At 66.8% G+C, this 20276-nt stretch carries 19 protein-coding genes; 8 read left to right on the forward strand and 11 right to left on the reverse strand.

The features are described 5' to 3' along the window. Positions 1 to 41: 41 nt before the first annotated feature. From ACFTWF_RS36630 to ACFTWF_RS36640, 3 genes are all read left to right on the forward strand, one after another. Positions 42 to 1310 (forward strand): phosphotransferase family protein, encoded by a 1269-nt coding sequence (locus ACFTWF_RS36630; protein ID WP_378465971.1) that lies wholly within the window; start codon positions 42 to 44, stop codon positions 1308 to 1310. Further along, a complete protein-coding gene (locus ACFTWF_RS36635; RefSeq protein WP_378465972.1) occupies positions 1304 to 2407 on the forward strand; it encodes a hypothetical protein in 1104 nt (367 codons plus the stop codon). Before ACFTWF_RS36630 ends, ACFTWF_RS36635 begins: the two co-directional genes overlap by 7 nt. A gap of 74 nt (positions 2408 to 2481) precedes the next feature. Next, positions 2482 to 4221 carry a PEP-utilizing enzyme gene (locus tag ACFTWF_RS36640; RefSeq protein ID WP_378465973.1) on the forward strand — a complete coding sequence of 580 codons (1740 nt, stop codon included), beginning with the start codon at positions 2482 to 2484 and terminating at the stop codon, positions 4219 to 4221. A 63-nt stretch (positions 4222 to 4284) separates the two neighbouring features. Here ACFTWF_RS36640 and ACFTWF_RS36645 read toward each other — a convergent pair whose 3' ends face one another. From ACFTWF_RS36645 to ACFTWF_RS36660, 4 genes are read right to left on the reverse strand one after another with little or no spacing between them, the layout of a single operon-like run. Then, positions 4285 to 4995: a tyrosine-protein phosphatase gene (locus ACFTWF_RS36645; protein WP_378465974.1), complete on the reverse strand. Its 711-nt coding sequence runs from the start codon at positions 4993 to 4995 to the stop codon at positions 4285 to 4287. Further along, positions 4992 to 5801, reverse strand: coding sequence for a phosphonate ABC transporter, permease protein PhnE (gene phnE, locus ACFTWF_RS36650; RefSeq protein ID WP_378465975.1), 810 nt, complete (start codon positions 5799 to 5801; stop codon positions 4992 to 4994). Before phnE ends, ACFTWF_RS36645 begins: the two co-directional genes overlap by 4 nt. Then, complete coding sequence (phnC, locus tag ACFTWF_RS36655) at positions 5801 to 6589, reverse strand: phosphonate ABC transporter ATP-binding protein (protein WP_378465976.1); 789 nt, start codon at positions 6587 to 6589, stop codon at positions 5801 to 5803. Before phnC ends, phnE begins: the two co-directional genes overlap by 1 nt. Continuing rightward, positions 6586 to 7473, reverse strand: coding sequence for a phosphate/phosphite/phosphonate ABC transporter substrate-binding protein (locus ACFTWF_RS36660; protein ID WP_378465977.1), 888 nt, complete (start codon positions 7471 to 7473; stop codon positions 6586 to 6588). Before ACFTWF_RS36660 ends, phnC begins: the two co-directional genes overlap by 4 nt. Before the next feature lie 165 nt (positions 7474 to 7638). Between ACFTWF_RS36660 and ACFTWF_RS36665 the strand changes: the two genes are divergently transcribed. Next, positions 7639 to 8394, forward strand: a complete 756-nt coding sequence (locus tag ACFTWF_RS36665; RefSeq protein WP_378465978.1) for a GntR family transcriptional regulator — start codon at positions 7639 to 7641, stop codon at positions 8392 to 8394. Between the two features lie 130 nt (positions 8395 to 8524). Continuing rightward, entirely contained in the window at positions 8525 to 8782 is a 258-nt protein-coding gene (locus ACFTWF_RS36670; protein ID WP_378465979.1) for a hypothetical protein, read from the forward strand. Between the two features lie 11 nt (positions 8783 to 8793). Here the strand turns inward: ACFTWF_RS36670 and ACFTWF_RS36675 are convergent, their stop codons facing one another. The 4 genes from ACFTWF_RS36675 to ACFTWF_RS36690 all read right to left on the reverse strand — a co-directional run bounded on the left by ACFTWF_RS36675 (position 8794) and on the right by ACFTWF_RS36690 (position 14475). Beyond that, positions 8794 to 11082, reverse strand: coding sequence for an ATP-binding protein (locus tag ACFTWF_RS36675; RefSeq protein ID WP_378465980.1), 2289 nt, complete (start codon positions 11080 to 11082; stop codon positions 8794 to 8796). Positions 11083 to 11153: 71 nt separating this feature from the next. Next, positions 11154 to 11639 carry a MarR family winged helix-turn-helix transcriptional regulator gene (locus ACFTWF_RS36680; RefSeq protein WP_378465981.1) on the reverse strand — a complete coding sequence of 162 codons (486 nt, stop codon included), beginning with the start codon at positions 11637 to 11639 and terminating at the stop codon, positions 11154 to 11156. Between the two features lie 217 nt (positions 11640 to 11856). Beyond that, positions 11857 to 13266: an FAD-binding oxidoreductase gene (locus ACFTWF_RS36685; RefSeq protein ID WP_378465982.1), complete on the reverse strand. Its 1410-nt coding sequence runs from the start codon at positions 13264 to 13266 to the stop codon at positions 11857 to 11859. Positions 13267 to 13275: 9 nt separating this feature from the next. Next, the gene (locus ACFTWF_RS36690) at positions 13276 to 14475 is read right to left on the reverse strand and encodes an Ig-like domain-containing protein (RefSeq protein ID WP_378465983.1); all 1200 of its coding nucleotides are present in this window, start codon (positions 14473 to 14475) and stop codon (positions 13276 to 13278) included. A gap of 256 nt (positions 14476 to 14731) precedes the next feature. On the opposite strand from ACFTWF_RS36690, the gene ACFTWF_RS36695 reads away from it, so the two are divergent. Together ACFTWF_RS36695 and ACFTWF_RS36700 are read left to right on the forward strand one after the other, a co-directional pair. Beyond that, positions 14732 to 15187 carry a MarR family winged helix-turn-helix transcriptional regulator gene (locus ACFTWF_RS36695; RefSeq protein WP_378465984.1) on the forward strand — a complete coding sequence of 152 codons (456 nt, stop codon included), beginning with the start codon at positions 14732 to 14734 and terminating at the stop codon, positions 15185 to 15187. After that, entirely contained in the window at positions 15184 to 16608 is a 1425-nt protein-coding gene (locus tag ACFTWF_RS36700; RefSeq protein ID WP_378465985.1) for an MFS transporter, read from the forward strand. The genes ACFTWF_RS36695 and ACFTWF_RS36700 overlap by 4 nt, the downstream gene beginning before the upstream one ends. Positions 16609 to 16615: 7 nt before the next feature. On the opposite strand, the gene ACFTWF_RS36705 is transcribed toward ACFTWF_RS36700, so the two are convergent. After that, positions 16616 to 17194, reverse strand: a complete 579-nt coding sequence (locus ACFTWF_RS36705; RefSeq protein ID WP_378465986.1) for a helix-turn-helix domain-containing protein — start codon at positions 17192 to 17194, stop codon at positions 16616 to 16618. 70 nt (positions 17195 to 17264) lie between these two features. Here ACFTWF_RS36705 and ACFTWF_RS36710 point away from each other — a divergent pair, with 70 nt between their 5' ends. Next, entirely contained in the window at positions 17265 to 17735 is a 471-nt protein-coding gene (locus tag ACFTWF_RS36710) for a group II truncated hemoglobin (protein ID WP_378465987.1), read from the forward strand. On the opposite strand, the gene ACFTWF_RS36715 is transcribed toward ACFTWF_RS36710, so the two are convergent. Together ACFTWF_RS36715 and ACFTWF_RS36720 are read right to left on the reverse strand one after the other, a co-directional pair. Further along, complete coding sequence (locus tag ACFTWF_RS36715; RefSeq protein WP_378466021.1) at positions 17723 to 18826, reverse strand: nitric oxide synthase oxygenase; 1104 nt, start codon at positions 18824 to 18826, stop codon at positions 17723 to 17725. The genes ACFTWF_RS36710 and ACFTWF_RS36715 overlap by 13 nt on opposite strands. Before the next feature lie 199 nt (positions 18827 to 19025). Beyond that, positions 19026 to 20273, reverse strand: a complete 1248-nt coding sequence (locus tag ACFTWF_RS36720) for an NAD(P)/FAD-dependent oxidoreductase (RefSeq protein ID WP_378465988.1) — start codon at positions 20271 to 20273, stop codon at positions 19026 to 19028. Positions 20274 to 20276: the final 3 nt, after the last annotated feature.

Below are 20276 nucleotides of genomic sequence, written 5' to 3' on the forward strand. Positions count from 1 at the left end.
TAACCCTAGATGTTTATTGTTGACGATGCTACCGTGCGAGAGTGCGACATTCGGTAGCGTCCCAGGTAGCCCGCGTTCTTCAAGCCGAGTTGGCTCTCGTCGACACCGATCCGAGTAGGGTGTTCGACCTGCTGACGGTGGGGCGCGCGTTGCTACGACGAGCAGAACTCGACGACGGCCTCGCCTGCAGGCGCGCGGCAACGCCTGCCCCCCAGGGCATCGAAGAACTCCTCGCGGTCGAACTCCCAGCCGTCGGTGAGGAACTCGACGGCGCCGTCGTCCCGATCGACTACGGCACGTCCACGGAATTGACAGTCACTGCCTCGGATCTTGTTGCGGCTCTGGGTTTCCACCCGAGAGGGGGACGCGTCGTGGCGTCCGTGCAGGATGTCCGACGGCTGTCCGGCGGATTCTCGAAGGAAATGTTGATGGCGCGAGCTACCTACTCCGACGGCTCCGGCGAACGATTCGTCGTCCGTAAGGTGGCGCCCGGGCGACGGGCAGATGGCCTTCGTGCCGAATACGACGTCCTGTCGTCGGCGTTCCGCAGCGGCTGCCCTGTGCCGGAGCCGTGGTGGTATGACAGCGAGGCTCTCGGAACCCCTGCGATCGCAACCTCGGCACTCTCCGGTACCCCCGCCGGCGACCCGAACGGGTGGCTTGCCCCTCCTTCTGCGATTGTGCTGGCGTCGGTGGCGCGAGCGGCCGCGCAGCAGCATCAGGTAGAGCTGGAGGCGTTCGATGCGAATCCATTGCCCCCGTTGATCTCCGCTGAGGACCGGCGGGAGGCGCTCGCCGAGCGAAGAGAGGTGCTCGACGGTCTGTGGGCGATTGGCGACGATGCCTGGGCACCGGCATTCCGTCTGGTGCTGGACTGGCTCGAGTCTGCGATCCCCGAGCCGGCCGATCCGCCGGTACTGGTCCACGGCGACTTCGGGCCCCACAACTTCCTGATCGAGGGCGACGAGCTCTCGGGGATCCTGGACTGGGAACGTAGTCACGCCGGACTTGCGGTGGAAGATCTCGCCTACCTCCGGCCCACCCTCGACGACGATTCGTGGACCGCATTCATGCGCGAGTACGTTGCGGCGGGCGGTCGAGAACCATCGGGCGACGCCTTGGTCTGGTACATCGTCTGGCAGGACTTCTGGCGTGCGGTGTCCGCCTATCGGATGCGCAGTCTCTTCCTGCGGAGCCCCGACCAGGTCCTCTACGGAATCTCCGGTCTTCTTCTCGCGCCACGTTTTCTCACACGTGCGGTGCGTTCGGTGTCTTCGGCGCGCGCGGTCACGGGAGCACACGCATGTTGACTCCCCTCGACGAGAGCTTGTTTCACCAGACTTCGGACCCGTTCGCCGTGGTGGCGACGCCCGATCACCGCTTCTTCGATCGCTACTGGTTCTCGGGTCTGGCCCCCGATGGAACGGTTGCCTTCTTCGCCGGAACGGGCAGATACCCCAACATGGCGACGCGCGACGCCTTCCTCAACGTGCTCATCGGGTCGCGTCAGCACAACCTGCGGGTGTCGACCGAGATCGACGTGCTCGCCGATGCCACAACCGTCAACAGGGCCCAGGTCGGTGGCTTCGCGATCGATGTCGAGGATCCGTTCCGACTGATCCGGCTCACGGTGGACGAGCCGTCGCATCGTGTACGGGCGGAACTCGCATTCGTCACCGAGCGTCCTGCCCACCTGGAGGCCAAGCATCGTGAAATGGCCGGGCATCGACTGATTCAAGAGCAAACTCGATACGACCAGGTCGGATCCTGGAATGGGTGGGTTGAGGTCGAGGGGCGACGATTCAACGTCCGTGACTGGTGGGGGGATCGCGACCACTCCTGGGGTGTCCGTGTCGACGTCGGCGGCCTGGAGCCGCCACCACTGTCGCGGCGTGTCGGTAGTCTGACGATCTGGTGTAACTTCTCGACCCCCACCCGGTGCGGACTCGTCCAGCTTCGCGAGTATGCCGACGGCAGGCCTCCCTACGTCGATGGGCGGGTGTACGCGAATGACGGTTCTTCGCTGAGCGTTACCGCAATCGGTCACGATATCGAGAGATCGCCCGGCGGTTGGCGCAAGGCCCGGCTGCGGGTCACGCTGGAGGACGGCGCCGAGCTCGCCATCGAGGCGGCTCCCCATCCGGACAAGGCATGGGCGAGTCGCGGTGGTGGCTACAACCGTGGATTCAGCGACGGACTCGGATTCGGTGCCCGTCGTGGTGATGTAGTGGAATACGACGTCTTCGACCTCGCGGACTCGGGCGACGTGTACTGCGACGGACTTCCGATCGAAGCGGGCCATCGCGAGAACCTGGCGGCGGTCACCGTCGACGGTGAGGCCGGCTTCGCGCACCTGCCGATCATGTGGCGCAGCGGGAACATGCATCGCCAGAACTCGGCAAATTAAGTCTAGTTTCCGATAGTCGTGTGAACTACTATCTTGTGTGAGCGACGCCACTCGGAGTCGCCGGAAGGAGAATCATGGGCGACATCACACGTCCCTGGGTAGTTGACAACGAGTTGAGCACGCGGTGGCCGGTCTACACCCGCGGAAACGTCGGTGAAGTCTCTTCTACCGTTGCAACACCGCTCTTTTGGAGCATGATCGGTGGTCCGCCTTCCGAGCGTGAATGGCAGCAGGCACTGGCGGAGTTCGGTGCGTTCGACATCGATGAGTTCCGTGAAGGCGTCATCGACATCCAAGGACTCGTGCATGGGTACGTCTACTTGAATTTGTCGAACATGCGGACGTTCGGCGCTCGGATGCCCGGAGCGACACCCGATTTGATGGACCGTACCTACCTCGGAGACCGCGAAGCGCCCGCCTACGTGCCGCATCCCGACGACCAGAGGCCCGAGTACACCGACCGGATTCTGGCGACGGTCCAGCGCGTCATGAGTGAAACCGGCCGACCCGATATCGAGGAACATCGGAAGACCGCCGAGAAGCTGCGCAGTGCCCGCCCCGACTACTCGTCGATGAGCGAGGCCGACCTCGTCGCGTACCAACGTATGGTGATGCGCGAGTACTATCCGATGTTCACTCGCACCCACCTGCGCATGGTTTACGAGGGTTCCATCGTCACCGGGGCACTGGAAGACGCAGTGGCCCCGTTCGCCGACCCGGGGCTCGCTGTCCGGCTCACTGCAGGCCTCGGCAACATCGCCTCGGCCGCTCCGAATCACGCGATGTGGACACTCGGCCGAACGGTCAGGCAGAGTCCGAACCTCACCGCCCTCTTCGAGCAAGGCGTGGCATCGCTCGACGAACGTCTCCGAGCCGCAACCGATCCCGAGATCACCGACTTCGTTGCCGCGTTCGACGAGTTCCTCTACGAGTTCGGTTCCCGCTCCACGCAGGAATGGGAGGCCAACGCGCGAACCTGGGAAGCATTCCCGTCCATTCCGCTGGGGATGATCGACCGGATGCGACTGCAGGACGAGGACAAGAACCCGGTCCAGCAGAGCAAGAGGCTGCGGGAGGAACGAGAGCTCTGTGTTGCCCAGATGCGCGACACACTCGCCGACCAACCCGAACAACTGGCAAAGCTCGAGGCTGCGCTTCAGTCGGTGTCCGTGTACTCACCTGCACGCGAGCAAAGCAAGACCAACACGATCAGGGTTCTGCACGAAGCCAGGCTGCCCATGGCCGAACTCGGGCGACGGTACGCCGACCTGGGAATCTTCGACCGTCCCGACGACATCGTCATGGTGCGCGAGGACGAACTGGACGACTTGGTCGCCGATCCGCGATCCTTCCACAACCTCATCGTCGAACGGTGGGCGTGGTTCGATCAGCTCTCCGCACTCGAGCCGCCGTTCATCGTCGAGGCCGGAAAGATCCCGCCGGTCACCGAGTGGCCGAAGAAATCGGACCCGGGTGCCGAGACTGCCGTGTCGGGGGACGTGTTGACGGGGCTGCCGGCCTGTACGGGTGTCGCGACCGGCGTCGCTCGTGTCATCACCGACCCCGAAGACGCCCCTGATCTGGAACCCGGTGAGATCCTCGTTGCGCCGCTCACCGATCCGGGCTGGACGCCGATCTTCACCTCGGCTGCCGCAGTTGTCGTGAACGTCGGCTCCTCCATGAGCCACGCAGCAATTGTCAGTCGGGAACTCGGCATTCCCTGCGTCCTCGGCGTTCGGCAGGCGACCAAGCGAATCGAGGACGGCATGGTATTGACGGTGGACGGTGGGGCCGGAACGGTCACGGTCCACTGACCGCGGGGGGAGCGGTGTGATGGCGGGCGGACGAGGAAGTCTCGTCCGCCCGGCCGGACACCGTCATTCGGTGAATCGCTCTTTCCAGAGCTGGATCGACTCGTCTGTGGCGCCGCGCGACTGGACCCATCCGTGGACTCCGCCGGAGTGCGAGTCCCACTGCGACAGAACGCCGTCGAGGGCGTCGGGGACGGCGCCCCGCAGGTCGCGGTCGTGGGGATGCGTGCGGCCGAGCTCGGGAGCAAACCGGGTGATGCGCGCCAGGACGGCGGGCATGTGCTCGTTGGTCGACACGTAGTCGGCGAGAATGTCGGTGGGGTCGACACCGGAGATACGCAGCAGGAGTGCGACGGCGATGCCGGTGCGATCCTTCCCCGCCGCGCAGTGCAGCAGTATCGGTCCGGGGGCGGCGGCGGCGATCTGCAGGAGGTCTACGAGCTTGTCGCCCGCGTTGACGAGAATGCCCTGGTAGACGTCGGCGAGGCGCGTGCCCTGGCTGGGTGCGGTGACCTCGGCGTCGGTCAGCAGAGAGACCTGATGCACGGTGGTGTCGTCGGACTGCAGCGGGTGTGCGCGGGTGGCGAACTCGCGCGGGCTGCGGAGGTCGATCACGGTGCGTGCAGGCCATTCGGCGACGGCCGTGGGACGGGCGTCGCCGGGGGCGGGGAGTGCGCTGCGGTACAGCACCCCGGTTCGCGTTCGCCGGCCGTCGGTGGTCGGGAGCCCGCCGAGATCGCGGAGGTTGGGGAGAGCGTCGATGTCGGTCACTGTCATAGGAGCTTCTTTCTGAGATAGGAGGCGACGCGGTCGAGGGTCACCACGACCACCAGCACGACCAGGACGATCGTGAGGACGTTTCCGTACTCGAAGAGCCGGAGTTGCTGGGTGAGTTCCATGCCGATGCCACCGGCACCGACAATGCCGAGGAGTGACGCGGCGCGCACGTTCCCGTCGAGCACGAGGAGGGTGTAACTGGCGACGGTCGGCACACTCTGCGGCAGCAGGACCCAGCTGATGCGCTGGGATCGGGTGGCGCCTGCCGCGGCGGCCGCTTCCCAGGCCCGCATGTCCATCGTCTCGAAGATGTCGGCGAACAAGCGGGCCATGCCTGCTGCCGACCCGACGACGATGGCGAGGGTGCCGGCGAGCGGACCCAACCCGACCGCGGAGACGAACAGCAACGCCCACATCAGTTCCGGGATGGCCCGGGTGACGTTGATCGATGTTCGTGCGGCGTGGTGCAACCACGCCTGGTCGAAGACCGAACGCGCGCCGAGCAGCGCCCACGGCAGCGCGAGGACCACGCCGATCGCGGTGCCGATGACCGCGATCGCGAGGGTCTCACCCATGAGGGTGACGGCGGTCGGGAGGATGGAGAGGTCCGGGGGGAACATGCGACCGATGAAGTCGGTGATGTTCGGGATCCCGTCGAGCAGTGCGGCGAGGGAGAACTCGGTGGCCTGCGCCGACCAGAGGATGATCGCGGCGGCGGCGAGTACACCGACGCCGGTCTGCCAGGACGGGCGTCGCAGCGTGGCGAGTTCGGCCGTCGTCGGGGCCGAGGGGAGGTCCGCCTTCATCACTGCACTCCCGCCAGCGCACGCGCCGGATCGGCGTAGAGCAGGTCGAGGTCGGCGTCCGTGACCGACGCGGTGGGGAGATCGAAGACGAGTTCTCCGGCGCGCAAACCCACCAGCCGGTCCGCGACCTGCCGGGCCAGATCCACGTCGTGCAGATTCAAGACCGCAGTGAGCCCTTCGACGCGAGCGAGTCGCACGATGTCGTCGACGACGCCGCGGGCGACGACCGGATCGAGATTGGCGACGGGTTCGTCGGCGAGGAGCATGTCTGGTTGCTGCACGAGCGCGCGGGCGATGGCCACGCGTTGACGTTGCCCGCCGGACAGGGCGTCGGCCCGCTTGCGTAGCTGGTCCTCGAGTCCGAGGCGGCGGACGGCCTCGACGGCGATCTCCCGATCGTCGCGCCGGACGAAGTGCACGAGGCTGGGGAACAGCGGCTGATAGGCGAGGCGTCCGATGAGCGCGTTCGAGAGCACGGTCGCCCGCTCGACGAGCTGGAACTCCTGGAACACCAACCCCACCCGGGCCTGTGCACGCCGCCTGGCGCGGCCGCGCAATCCGCCGCGTTCGCTCCCGTCGTGCAGCACGCACCCCGATGTCGGTTCCTCGAGGCCCGCGAGGCATCGCATGAGCGTGGATTTTCCGGCGCCACTGCGGCCGAGCACCGCGACGATCTCGCCGGGCGCCACCCGCACCGACACCTCGTGCAGCGCTGTCGTGCCGTCCGGATACGTGTAGCTCACCGCGTCGGCCTCCACGCGGGGCACGCCGTTCTGTGTGGACGTCATTTCCGCGACAGCTCCTCGAGGTTCACGCCGAGTTCTGCTGCGGCGTCCCGGAAGATGGCGAAGTCGTCCTCGTTCGCCTGCTCGAAGCTGGTCGCCCCCACGACACCCAGCGCGGCAGTGTTGTCGCTGCCCACGAACGCGTCGACGATGCCCTGCTCGAGTTCGGGGTCGAGGCCCTTGCGAGCGATGATGACCAGGGACACGGGGATGGGTTCGGACTCGGCGACGATCTTCTGCGCAGCGCCGTCGATGACACCCTTGTCGACCATCGTCTGGTAGGAGGAGCGGGCGTCCGCGGCGCAGTCGACGGAGCCTTGCTTCACCGCGAGTTCGGCGGTGTCGTGGCCGCCCGCGTAGGTGCCCTCGACGTCGGTGTCCGGGTCGATACCCGCACGCTTCAGCAGCAGCTTGGGAATGTAGTTGCCGCTGGTGGAGCCGGCATCGACGAAGGCAACCTTGCGGCCGCGGAGGTCGTCGATCGAGTCGATGCCGGTATCGGCGCGGCACACGAACACCGAACTGTAGGCGGCGCCTTTGGCCACGACGAGCGGCTCGACACCGGCGACGGCCTCGGCGAGCGGGGTCGGGAAGGGGCTGAACGCGGCGACGTCGATGAGACCCGACCGCATCGCCTCGACGATCGACAGGTAGTCGCTCGTCGGCTTGACCTCCACGGACTTGCCTGTTCCGTCCGCGATCAAAGAGGTGACCGGCGCGAACTTCGCTTGCAGGTCTGCGTTGGCCTCCGCGGGCGGCAGTCCCACCCGCAGGACGTCGGGCGCGCCGTCCTGGTTGGAGGAGTCGCCGCAGGCGGCGGCGCCGCACAGGGTGACCGCGCAGGCGGTAGCGGCCAAAGTGCGGCGCAGGGTCGGGTGGATGCTCACGGGCGGGGCCTTTCCGAGATGTGTTCGAAGTGATGCCCGAATATTCATCTAGACAAGTAGCGTAAACCACGCTCGAACGTGTCGCACAAGTGAATGCCCGTCGAACAGGTCCGATGCACTCAGTTGGCACGGGGGTCAGCGCCGAAAGTCCTCTAGACTTGTCGCATGCCGAGCACAAGGTCCGCGGGCCGGGTACCGCTCTACCGACAGGTGCAGGACGTCCTCCTGCAGCGACTCGACAGCGGCGCCCTCCGGCCGGGCGACCGCCTGCCGCCCGAGACCGACCTGGCCGCCGAACTCAAGGTGAACCGGCTGACGATCCGCCAGGCCATCGGTGAATTGACCCGGGCGGGCCGGCTCGTCGCCCGGCAGGGGTCGGGCACGTTCGTGGCTCCGCCGCCCCGGCATTTCCCCATCGAACTCGCCGCCAGCTACATCGACGGACCCGATGGTCTCAGCGGGGCATTCGCATCCGTCGGCCGCACGTTGAGCGAGACGCCCGTCAGCAGCGCGATCGTGCTCGGTGGTAGTGCACCGCAGGCGGAGGAGTACTTGCCAGGTCGTCGACTGCGTCGCATCGACTCCGTGCTCGCGGTCGACGGTGAACCCTGGTTCGCGAACTCGGTGTGGATGGACGACCACCGGTTCGCCGGGATCGACCGGCACCTGCAGGACGGTGTCCCGCTGTACACGGTGTGGCGCGACGTCTACGGCGTGCGCTTGAAGTCGGCATGGCGGTCGTTCGCCGCGGCCGCGGCCTCACCGCGCGTAGCGGAACTGCTCGGTGTGCCCGCAGGAGCACCGGTGCTGCTGCGCGACGGCCTCAATGTCGACGAGGACGGCATTCCGACCATCTACATCAACCGGTCGTGCCGCAGCGACCGCGTGCGATTCGTCGCGAACTATCTCCAGGCGGACTGAGTCACCACGCTCACCGATCACCCGACGTGCTCCCGGTGTGACGTACGACATAGGTACCTACGTAGGTAGTTCGACGAATGGTCTCCCCGGTCGCGGTCCTCCAAGCTGGACAAGACAAGGAGGTCAGAGAATGAACACAGCGGAGTTGGGCGTACTCGAGCAGGTGGCAGTGAGCGAGTTGGTGGCGTACTCGCATCGGTGGGACGAATCCGGGCCGACGGCGACATCGATCGGCCCCGCCGGTGAACCTGCTTCCGACCGCCAGGCGCTCGGGCGACTGGAGAAGTTGGGCCTCGTCGCGCGCGGGGCGCACTCGCGAAGCGGCGGACGCGTCATGATCACCTCGGCCGGCATCGAAGCGCTCGCGTACATCACCGCGACGAGCTGAGCGGAGGGTGGTCAGTCGGATTGCTCGGCTGTATCCAACCATCGCACGATCTGGGTTCGTGAGCGGAAACCCAGCTTGGCAAGGATGTGCTCGACATGGGCGTCGACGGTCCGCTGGGAGATCACCAGCTTGGTGGCGATCTCTCTGTTCGTGAGACCGTCGGCGACCAGGGCGGCGATTTGCTGCTCACGGCGGGTCAGGCCGGCGCGAGTAGCAGATTCCTTACCCTTCGGTTTTCGATCCGTCTCGGATCCGAGGGCAAGGGCCACCGATTCGTCGAAGGTGAGAGCTTCACCCTTGGCATACATCTGCTCGAACGTGGGGTTCCCGAGTTCCTGACGGAGTTCCCGTTCGACAGTGCTCGTGACCTGCTGCAGGGCAGCCTGGGCCAGCCTCATCTGGCTGTACTGCCATATCGATTTTGCCGCGCCCAAGAGCATGGCGGCGCGATCAGGTGTGCTCGCGGCGGCCGACCACGCGAGCCCATCGATACAGACTGCGACCATGCCCGGATGCTCGAACATCTGGTACAGGCGTATCGCCTCGGACATGAGGGCGGTGGCGGAGGCACTGTCTCCCTTCCGCCACCGCACTGCTCCGAGCGGATACAGGGCGATCGCTTTGAGCAGGTGTGCCTCGTGGCGTTCCGCGAAATGCACGAAACGCCCCGTAATGTGTTCCGCGTCCTCGCGCTCCGAAACGAATGCGCACAGGGCGGAGAGGGCCATCGCTTCGGCTACGGGACCCGGATTCTCCCGGTCGATTCCCAGCTCCACAGCCCTCTCGGCCTCGTCGAATGCTTTCTGAATGTCATCGTCCGCGTACGCTTCCAGCGCTGATGCAAACAGGGCTGTCACGGCCAACTCGTGTGACGGTGGTTGTGCGGTCAGTTCGCGATATTCGCGATACTCGCGAAGGAGTGTGCGGGCGTCTTCGGTCTGCTCGACGAGGAATGCGAGGATGCTCGCGGCGACGAGACCCGTGGCCCGCTCGAGCGACGGGTCGGTGACACGATCGAGGATGCGTCGAAGCCACTGATATCCCTCGAGAACGGATCCGGATTGCTCCCAGAAGGGACGCAGAGCCGTAGCCATCTCGAGCGCGACCAGCGGCTCGCCGGGGTCGGACAGACTGAAGGCGAGCGCTTCGCGGATATTGGCTTGTTCTGTTTGTGTCGTCGCGTACCACTCGATGTCCCTGGTGCTGCAGTAGTCGGAGATCCCGCGCTGAGCAAGACGGAAGAAGTAATCCCGGTGACGTTGTCGTACAGTCGACGCGTCCGGGGACGACGTCAACTTCTCCATACCGTATTGGCGCACAGGCTCGAGCATTCGATACCGGCCCTGTGTTCCGTGAGGGCCGTTGATGCGGACGATGATCGATTTGTCGACGAGCCCGATCAACGCGCCGAGCACACTGGATCCGGGTTCGGAGGATACGCATACCCCGACCGCGGTCTCGACGGTGAACCCTCCGGAAAAGACGGCGAGTTGCTCCCACACATGCCGTTCGTGTGGAGTGCACAGGCGGTAACTCCAGTCCACGGCGGCGTCCAACGTCCGATGGCGTGGAGGTCGCGTCTGTTCGGTGGCCGTCAGGACCTCGCTGTCCTGGAGTCGCTCTGCAATCTCGACCGGGCTGAACGTGCGGACGTTTGCCGCAGCCAGTTCGACAGCCAGGGGTAGGCCTTCCAACGCTCGGGAGATCGTTGCGATGGCTTCGCGGTTGTCGTCGGTGATCCGGAATCGGGGGTCCGCTGCCGATGCTCGCTCCTCGAACAGCAACATCGCCTCACTGAGGCCGGTTGCGGACTCGTGCGCGAGAGGTGGCACGGGAAAGACCTGCTCGCCCTCGACCCCCAGGATGTGTCTGCTCGTGGCGAGAATCTTCAGGTTCGGTGCAGAGCGAAGGAGCCCGGAGATCAGCTCCGCGCACGCGTCGGTGAGGTGTTCGCAATTGTCGAGAACCAGGAGGAGCCGCCGATCCCGGAGGTGCTCGGTCAAGAAGCCGACCGGGTCTTTCGACTCGTCCCGAATGCCCAGGACGCTGCTGATCGTCGGGGCCAGCAAGCCGCCCTGCCGGAGATCCGCCAGTTCGACCAGCCAGGCACCGTCGGCGAAGTTGCGCCGGATTTCGCCGGCGAGCCTGAGGGCGAATCGCGTCTTTCCGACTCCACCCATGCCGCTCAGGGTCAGCAGCCGCGCGGAGGCGAGGAGATTCTTCGCTTGCGTGAGGTCCTCTCGCCGGCCGACGAAACTGGTCATCTCCACCGGCAGGTTGCCGACCGCACGCACACTCATCCGGTAAAGATCTCACCTCGGCCGGTGGAGTACCAGGCCGACTCTCCGACGTGAGGTGCGATCATGCCCGCTCAGTCTGCCGGGTCGACGTCGCCCGCAGCGGAGCGCAGTGCCGTGAGCGCGGCCAGGAGCTTGCGCTGCTGCACAGGCGTACTGCCCACCAGGCCGAAGTTGATCTCCTTCAGGGTGTTGGTCACCGCCAGGATGAACTCGCGCCCTTCATCGGTGATCGTCGCGTACGTTGCGCGCCGGTCCGTCGGGTGCGCGTCCCGCGATACGAGACCCTTGTTTTCCAGACGGTCGGTCGAAAGGGTGATCGTCGTGGCGTGCACGAGCAAACTCTTGGCCAGCCTGGACAGCAGCCGGGTACCGTTTTCGCTCAGCTCGAGCGTCATCAGCAGCAGGTAGTCCGTCAGATTGAGCCCGTGGGTCTTCAGCTCGACTTCGAGCGCGTCGGTCACGATCCGATGGAACCGGAGCATCGAACTCATGGCGAGGAAGGCTTCGCGGTCCGCGCCGAGGTCGTTCTTCTCCCAGAAGTAGCTCGCCCAGTCCACTGGATCGCTCCGCTTGACAGCCCTCTTGTTTGCGGCTGTCGCGGCGTTCTTCCGTGGTGGCACGGCGATTCCTCCTTGTAATTCTTGCGCTGCCGAACGCACCCCTGCGCCCGGTGACCGAGTCTATCTGGGCGACGCTCTCGCCGAGAGCAGCCCAACGGCAACAGAAACCAGGACGTTCGGAGTTGCAGGTCCCCTGGCGACGTCAGTCCCGAACCTACAGCGGATAGTGCGTGAGCACGCCCATCGGGTCGTGTCGCTGCCGTAGATCCCGCAGTCGGCGGAGGTTTCCGCCGTAGGCCGCGTCGATTTCGGCGCCGGTTTCGGGGAAGCCGGGTCGTACCTCCACGCTGTAGACGCCGGTGGTGTGGGGCGCGAGCGCGTCGAGGGTGCCGCCCGCCCACGACAGGCAGGCGGCGCCGTCGTACGGGTCGGACCAGATCGCGTTGAGCGGGATGTTCCACTCGCCGCTCCGGCCCCAGAAGGCGGTGTCCTCGTCGCCCACGTCGGCGAGTGCACCACCGGTGTGCTGGAAGTCGATACGACATTCCCGCGTCGGCGCCCCGCGGATCTGGGTGGCCAGGGCCTCCGCGACGTGGGAGTCGAGGGTGGCGCCGGTGAAGACGGCCTTCCCGAAGAAGGATCCCCGCGGTTCGCCCGGCTCGGGTAGCCGGATCGGCTCGGGTTCTTCGCCGTCGAGTCCGGGTGGTGCGAATTCGGGCAGCCCGCCGAGGTAGGCGCCCGACGTCTCGGACCGGTACAGGACGCTGCCCGACACGCCGGCGACCGAATCGGCGGCGGCGCGGGCCCGGTCGATGTCGGCGGCGTCGCTGCTCGCGCACGCGGTGTAGACGAAGAGGACGGGTTCGTCGGCGGACAGTGCGCTGTAGCCGAGTACCGCGCCCATCGTGGTGTTCCGCGGAAGCGTCGGCGCGACACGGAAATAGGTGGCGAGCGCGTCGATTCCGAGCACCATCCGATCCACCCACACCGGGCCCTGCGGATGCGTGCGCAGCACCGCCGACGTGACGACGCCGAAGCACGGCGCGCAGCCCCGGACCGCCCACCACAGATCGGCCTCGTCGCCGGTGCTCGCGTCGGACAGGTGGACGACCTCCCCGGAGGGCAGGACGAGTTCGACCTCGACCAGTTGATCGAGTGTCAACCCGAGACTGCGCGTGAGGTACCCGACGCCGCCGCGGGTGACGAGTCCGAAACCGGCGTGTCCGACGATCCCGACCGGCACCACCCGGCCGGTGGGGGCGAGGGCGTCCAGCATGGTTCCCACGGTGGCGCCGCCGGCCACGACCACCCGGTCACCTTCGGGGCGGGCCGTGTTCAGAGCCGCCGACAGGTCGATCATGACTGCGTCGTCGGCGACGCAGTTGGAACTCAGCCCTCCGCCGCGGACGGTGACGGTGCCGCCCGTCCGGTGCGCCACCCTCATGACGTTGGAGACCTCGTCGACCGACACCGGTTCGACGACGCAGGACGGACGGCGTCTCGCGGCCTCGGGAAAGAACACCCGGCCCAGGGCAGCGTGGTAGTCGTCCGTCTCCGGGAGGTGCACCCGGTGCGGCAGAACCGCCTTCAACTGTTCGACACATCCCGCGGACGGTGAACTCACGAGCGCCTCCTATGCGGTTGCGTTACCTGCCTGCCACTCAGCCCACGGGACCTCCCAGTCCCCGTACGTGTCCCACACCGGCAGCAGTGGGCCGCCGGAGTTGGTGATCTCGACGACGTCGCCGATCCCGAAGTGGTCGAACATCCAATGGGCGTTGGCGGGCGCCAGGTTCACGCAACCGTGGGAGACGTTGCTGCTGCCCTGATCGCCCACCGACCACGGGGCCGAGTGGACGAACTCTCCGTCGTTCGAGATGCGGAGGTTCAGGTCGACCTTCTCGCGGTAGTAGTCGGGGTCGCCGGCGCAGACCCCGTAGGTGCAGGAGTCCATGATGATGCTCTGCTGCCTGTCGGAGATCACGTGCGGACCCTCGTGCGACGGGTGATCGGGCGATCCCAGACTCATCGGCATCGAGGTTTCCTGCACACCGTTGTGGAACACGGTGAGCACCTCACTCGCGCCGTCCGCCTTGGCCACCCATGCGTCGTGCACGGTGTAGTCGGCCGAGTTGTCCTCCGCGCCGAAGACGCCGTCGCCCAGGTCGACGCCGTACACGTCGGCCTCGATGTGGATCTTGGTTCCCGGCGCCCAGTAGTTCGCGGCGCGGTAGTGCGCGTTCTGGTCGTCGGTCCAGTACCAGGCCCCGGGTTGCGGCGGGGTCGTCGTCACGTGCAGTCGCTGCTGCACCTCGGCCTTGTTCACGACCGGTTCGGTGAACTGGAACACCATCGGCTGGCCGACGCCGATGCCGGTGTCGGCGACCACCTCGGGTGCCGGGACGACGTTCGCGTACGCCGTGGCACCGGGCGTCATCGTCGTCACGGTGAAGGTCTTCTCGACGGGCGCACCGTCCGGGTTGACCGCGTCGGCGACGACCGTGTACGTGGACCCGTAGCCGAGCGGCACGCTGGTGGTCCAACTCATGCTGTCGGGGGCGAGCGCTCCGGCGACGGGGGCGCCGGCTTCCGCGGGATTCGTGACGGTCACGGTGGTGAGCTTGCCGCCCGTCGCGGTGACCACGATCGGGGTGGTCGGGTTGATCGGCGCGCCCTCGGCCGCGGGAACGGCGATCGAGGCGGGTGCGGCCTGTGTGGTGGTCGCGGATTGCGAGGACGTGCCGGTATCGCCGATGGTGCATGCCGTGGCCAGGAACGTCATGGCCACGACTGCGATGATGCCGGTTGTGCGCGTGCGGAGAGTCACGACCACCTTCTTTCCGATCTCGATCAGCGTTCGCCGTCCTCAATAGTGCCAGCGATCGCCTCCGAGTTTCCTGTGGGACGCCCGACGCGCCCGCCTTACCTGCAGGAATTCGAGCGCGCCGAACCGCGCCCGAACGTATTAGACAGCAGTGCTGATGAATATCTCGCACCGAATTGCGTGTTTGCGCTGGAATCGGCGGATTGTGATACGGAAATAAAACAGCTAGACTGGCTAATGAAACCGACTGCGAGAGGGAGGCCCCATGGACGAGAAGGTCGAACAGCTCCGTGAGGACGTCAATCTGTTCACCCGGCGCATCCGGACCCAGCGCGCCGGCCATCTGCTCACGCCCTCGCAGCTCCAGGCCCTCGCGCATCTCGACCGGGAAGGTCCGATGAGTGCGCGGGCTCTCGCACGCTTCGAGCAGGTGGCGCCGCAGTCGATCGCGCGGACCGTCGCGATACTCGAGGAGTCCGGAATGGTCTCCCGGACCGTGGACCCCCAGGATGCGCGAGCGAGCATCGTCGCGATCACCGCGCTGGGGTTGCAGACCCTCGTCGACGACCGGTCACGGCGGAGCGAGTGGCTGACGGCCGCGCTCGCCGCCGAATGCACCGACGCCGAGCGCGACCTGCTCTTCATCGCCGGACGGCTACTCCGCCGACTCGCCGCGACCCCCGAGCCGGCGCCGCAGCGGGAGTCACTGATGCACTCGTGAGCGCCGCCGTCGCGGACGCCGGGGTCGCGCAGCAGGCTCGATCCGTGCCGTTCCGGGTCAGCGGATCCGTCGCGACCGGCAGCATCCTCCAACCCCTGAACTCGTCGATGATCGCAGTGGCGATCGTCGGCATCGCCGCCCAGTTCGGCTCCTCGTCCGGGATCACCTGGGTGATCTCGGCGCTGTACATCGCGACGGCCGTCACCGCCCCGATGGCAGGGAAACTCGGCGCCCTCCTCGGTGCCCGGAAGGTGTACCTCGGGGGCCTCGCCCTCGTGGCGCTGGGCTCCGTCGCCGGTCTGCTGGCCCCCACCGTCGGCTGGCTGATCTTCTCCCGAGTCCTGGTCGGAATCGGTACCGCCACGCAGTATCCCAATGCGATGACGATGATTCGTGGTTATGCGGAACGCCACGGCGCGCAGCCGCGAACCGCGATCACGACCCTCGCGATCTGCAGCCAGGCGGTCGTGGCACTCGGCCCGACGCTCGGCGGTCTGCTGGTGGGAGCGTTCGGCTGGCAGTCGATCATGTGGATCAACCTTCCGATTGCCGCGTTCAGTGCCGTGGCGGTGACGAAGTTCGCGAACGTCGGTTTCGTCGGCGGCATGTCGGTCAGCCGGCGGCAACTGGTGCACGCGCTCGACGTCGTGGGGGTCCTGCTGTTCCTCGCGCTCATCTCGTCGACGATGTTGTTCCTGCTCTCGCTCACCACCGCGCCGGTGTGGTGGCTCCTCCCGGTCTGGGCGGTGGTGCTGGCCCTGTTCGTCCAGTGGGAACGGCGGGCCGACGAACCGTTCATCGACGTCCGGGCGCTGGCCCGAAACCGTGCGCTCAGCGCGACCCTCGCCCGCACCCTGCTCACCTACACGGCGTTCTACTGCGTCTTCTTCGGAATTCCGCAGTGGTTGCAGTATTCCCGGGGGATGAGCGCCACCGAGGCGGGGCTGACGATGCTGCCCGTCGCCGCCGTCGGTATCGGCTCGACGCTGCTCGCGTCCCGGACGTACCGCCGGCACGGGGTGCGCCGGACGCTCACCGTCGGCACGTGCGCACTGCTGGTGGGCGGGCTGCTCCTGGCGTCGGTGGAGAGCAGTACCGCCCCGATCGTCGTCCTGCTCCTGGTGGCGGCGGTCCTCGGAATCCCCAATGGGTTCAACAACATCGGCAATCAGAATCTGATCAGCTCCGTCACGTCCGTCGAGGAAGTGGGCACGGCGATCGGGATGTACCGCACCGTGCAGTACGTCGGCGCGAACCTGTCTGCCGTCGTGCTGCAGACCACCGCCGGTCACGTCATCGGCGACGACGGCCTGCACCGCACGGGCTGGTTCATCGCCGTCGCGGGTGTTCTCCTGCTCGTCGGTGTGCTGACGTCGCGGAACATGGGCGACCGCCGCGCCCCGGTCATGTCGGCGGCGTAGCCGGCACTCAGGCGGGGACGGTTCCCCCGACGGCCCGCCAGATCAGCGCCGCGGTCCGGGCCGGCCAGTCGGCCGGGGGACGATCGCCGGCGAGGGCCCGGCCGTACCAACTGCCGGTGGTCATGGTGACGGCGACATCGAGATCGGCGTCGGCGTCGATCAGGTCCAGCGCCGCGGCACGGTCCAGGATCGCGCGGATGCGGCGGCGGCGCGGCGCCACCACCCGCGCACGGTACTGCGCGCGGACGTCGTCGTCCGTCGTGTCCTGCAGCATCGTCCCGACCAGCGACAGCCGGCCGCTGCGCGACACTCCGCGCTGGAAGTCGGTCAGTTCGCGCACCAGATCACCGAACGGGTCTGCCGACGACGGGTCCGCCGCCTCGTCGGCCAGCAGCGCCACGACGGCCGCGGCCAGCTCCGCCTTCGTCGCCCACCGCCGATACAGCGCCTGACGGGTGGTGCCGGCCTCCGCGGCGATCGCGGCGAGCGACATCGCGTCGTATCCGGCCCGGGACAGTTGCCGGCTCGCCACTTTCAGCACCCGGGTGTCGATATCGGTGTCGCGACTGCGCCCGGCCACACTCATGCTCGATCCTCTTTTCAATCCAATACTGATGTGTATTGTAATGGAGAGATGACGGACATCGGGAGCTCGCATGAGTGATCAGGACACACCGTCCCTGTACGAGTGGGCGGGCGGTGAGCAGTCGTTCCGGCGGCTGATCGACGCCTTCTACGACCGGGTGGAGCGCGACGACCTGCTGTCGCCGATGTTCCCCGGCGGAGTGCACGAGGAGCATCGCCGCAACGTGACCCTGTGGTGGTGCGAGGTGTTCGGCGGCCCGCCCGGCTACACCGAGCGACTCGGGGGCTACGAACGAATGTTGCGGCACCACATCGGACTCGGCATCAGCCCGGAGCAGCGGCATCGTTTCGCGGCGACGATGAGCCTCGCAGCCGACGACGCCGGCCTGCCGTCCGATCCCGAGTTCCGTTCCGCCTTCATGGCCTACGTGGAATGGGGGACCAGACTGGCCCTCCAGAATTCGAGTCCCGGCGCCGAGGTCGTCGAGCACGCCCCCGTCCCGCGCTGGGGGTGGGGCGTCGCCCCGCCCTATCGCGGCTGAGCGGAATGTCCCGCGCCGGAGATCGGACATCCCGACGCCGCAGGGGCAGCGAGAAAGTTCGGCCGGATGTCCATGTCGGGCGCGTCGTAGAGCCGGTGGAAGGTGGGCGTGAGCGCCGCCGACATCGGCGGATTGATCCACGACCAATCCGTCGGGCACGTCCGGCCGAGCGACTCTTCGCGCTCGACGTGGCTGATGAACTGCTTCGCGACCGTGTGATGATCGACCATGTGCACACCGGCCTGCCGGTAACTGTGGATCACGGCCCGGTTCAGTTCGACCAGGGCGCGGTCGCGCCACAGTGTCCGCTCCGATGACGTGTCCAGACACAGCTTTTCGGCGATGGCGGGCAGCATGTCGTACCGGTTCTCGTCGCTGAAGTTGCGGGCCCCGACCTCCGTGCTCACGTACCACCCGCTGAACGGGGCGAGCGGGTAGATCAGCCCGCCGACCGAGAAGCTCATGTTCGACACCGCGGGTACGGCATGCCACCGGAGACCGAGGTCGGCGAACCAGCGGTGGTCGGGGTGCTCGATCTCGACCTCGAGGACCAGGTCCGGGGGAACGTCGTACCAGCGCAGCGGCTCGTCGGGCGTGCTGATCAGCAGGGGCAGCACGTCGAATCGCGTTCCCGCGCCGCGCCACCCCATCCTCGTGACGGTCTCCGTGATGTCCAGGTGCGCGGGATCACCGGTCACCGTCCCGTCCGCATTGCGGTATCCCGCGTAGCGGATGAGTTGCGGGCTGAGGATCCTGTACTCGCGACCGTCCGGGAGCGGCAGCGGACCGACGGTGATGACCGACCGCAGCGCGCCGCCGTTGGTCGCGACCCGCAGATGCTCCCAGCACGCCTCCGCGATCTCGTCGGCCGTCGTGGCGTGCCGGGCGTCGAGGAGTTTGAGGGTGCGCCAATGCTTGCGCCCCACACACCGGGCGTGGTTTCGCCAGGCCAACTGGGCGCCGATCTCGATCTCTTCCCGGGTCTGCTCGTAGCGTCCCGTCGCGGCCAGTGACCGGAGCGCCTCGTCCAAGCGGGAATCGGGCAGGTGCGCGAGTTCGGGCTGGCGGAAGAAGTCGGAGCACTCCTCCATCCGGGCCGCGTACCCGGCCTCCGCGCAGTCGAAGTCGTTCCATTCGGCCTCGACATCCGGAGCCTCCGGAACCGCCTCTGTGCTGCCCACTACCCATGACCTCCCGACGATCATTGATCTCGTGCGCGACAGTATGGCAGCGGTTGCTCACCGGCCTTTCATCGAGTCGGTCACGGCCATGAAGTTGTCGATGTGGCCGTCAGGTGCGTCCCGCCAATTGGAACGGAAGCATCGACTCCGGGATGTGACCGGTGGTGACCATGTCGGCGATACCCTCGGCGGTCGCAGGTGCCAGGGTGACGCCCAGCATTCCGTGGCCGGCGGCGATGTACAGTCCGCGGCGCCCGGGAACCGGGCCGATGAACGGCAGACTGTCCGGGGTGGCGGGCCGGAGTCCGGCCTTGCCGGCGCCGATGTCGCTCCCTACGTCCGCACCCCATTCAGTCAGGTAGTGGCGTACCTGGTCCACGAGGAGCCGAATCCGGCGCTCGGGGACGCGTTCATTGCGGGAGGGTAGTTCGAATGCGCCGGCGATGCGTATCGCGTCGTGGTACGGACTCAGTCCGAGCTTGGGTTCCATCAGGTACAGCGCATGGCGTGGGGGCGTGCCGACGCCCTTGACATCGATCGAGTACCCCTTGGCTCCGACGATCGGCAATCGGACACCGAGTGGAGCGAGAAGCGCGTTCGTCGCGGCACCGAGCGCGACGACCACGTGGTCGACATCCAGGGAGCGGTCCGTGATCCGTACCGACCACCGTGCGCCACCGGGAGCGACCGACTGCACGGACGTGTGCTGGAGGACAGTAACCCCCATTTCGGTGATTCGTTTGTGCAGGCCTCGGAGCAGGGATTCCGGGTCGACATGTCGGTCGATGGAGGTGTGCGCGGCGGCGTGTACTCCGGCTCCCACGGCTGGGTCGCGTTCCCGTGCTTCGTCGCCGGACAGGTATTCGACGCTGCCGGGAAATCCCATCGGGAGCAGGTGGTCGAACAGTTGGGTGAACCAGTTCAGGCCGTCGGCGGATCTCGCGAGAGCGAGCAGTCCGGCCGAATGCATCTCGAAATCGACGCCGTCCTGATGAAATTCGTCGAACAGGTCGAGAGTGCGGGTGTTGAGTTCCAACAGCGCCCGGACTCCGCTCTCGTAGGCGGAGGGGCGTGAGGCGCGGGCGAACTTCCACAGCCACCGAATCCAGTCGGTGTCCAGACGTGGCCGGATGGACAGGGCGCCATTCGGGTCGAAGGCGTGTCTGACTCCGAGTCCGACGATGCCGGGTGAGGCGAGCGGGGTCGACAGGGACGGGGTGATCCAGCCGGCGTTGACGCCCGAAGCCGAGTGGCCGATCGAACCGCTTTCGATGACGGTGACGTCCTCACCGCGACGGCGAAGACTCCACGCCGTACTCATCCCTACGATCCCGCCGCCGATCACTGCGACAGTCATATC

Source organism: Rhodococcus sp. NPDC056960 (assembly GCF_042674125.1).
Lineage (GTDB): Bacteria > Actinomycetota > Actinomycetes > Mycobacteriales > Mycobacteriaceae > Rhodococcus_F.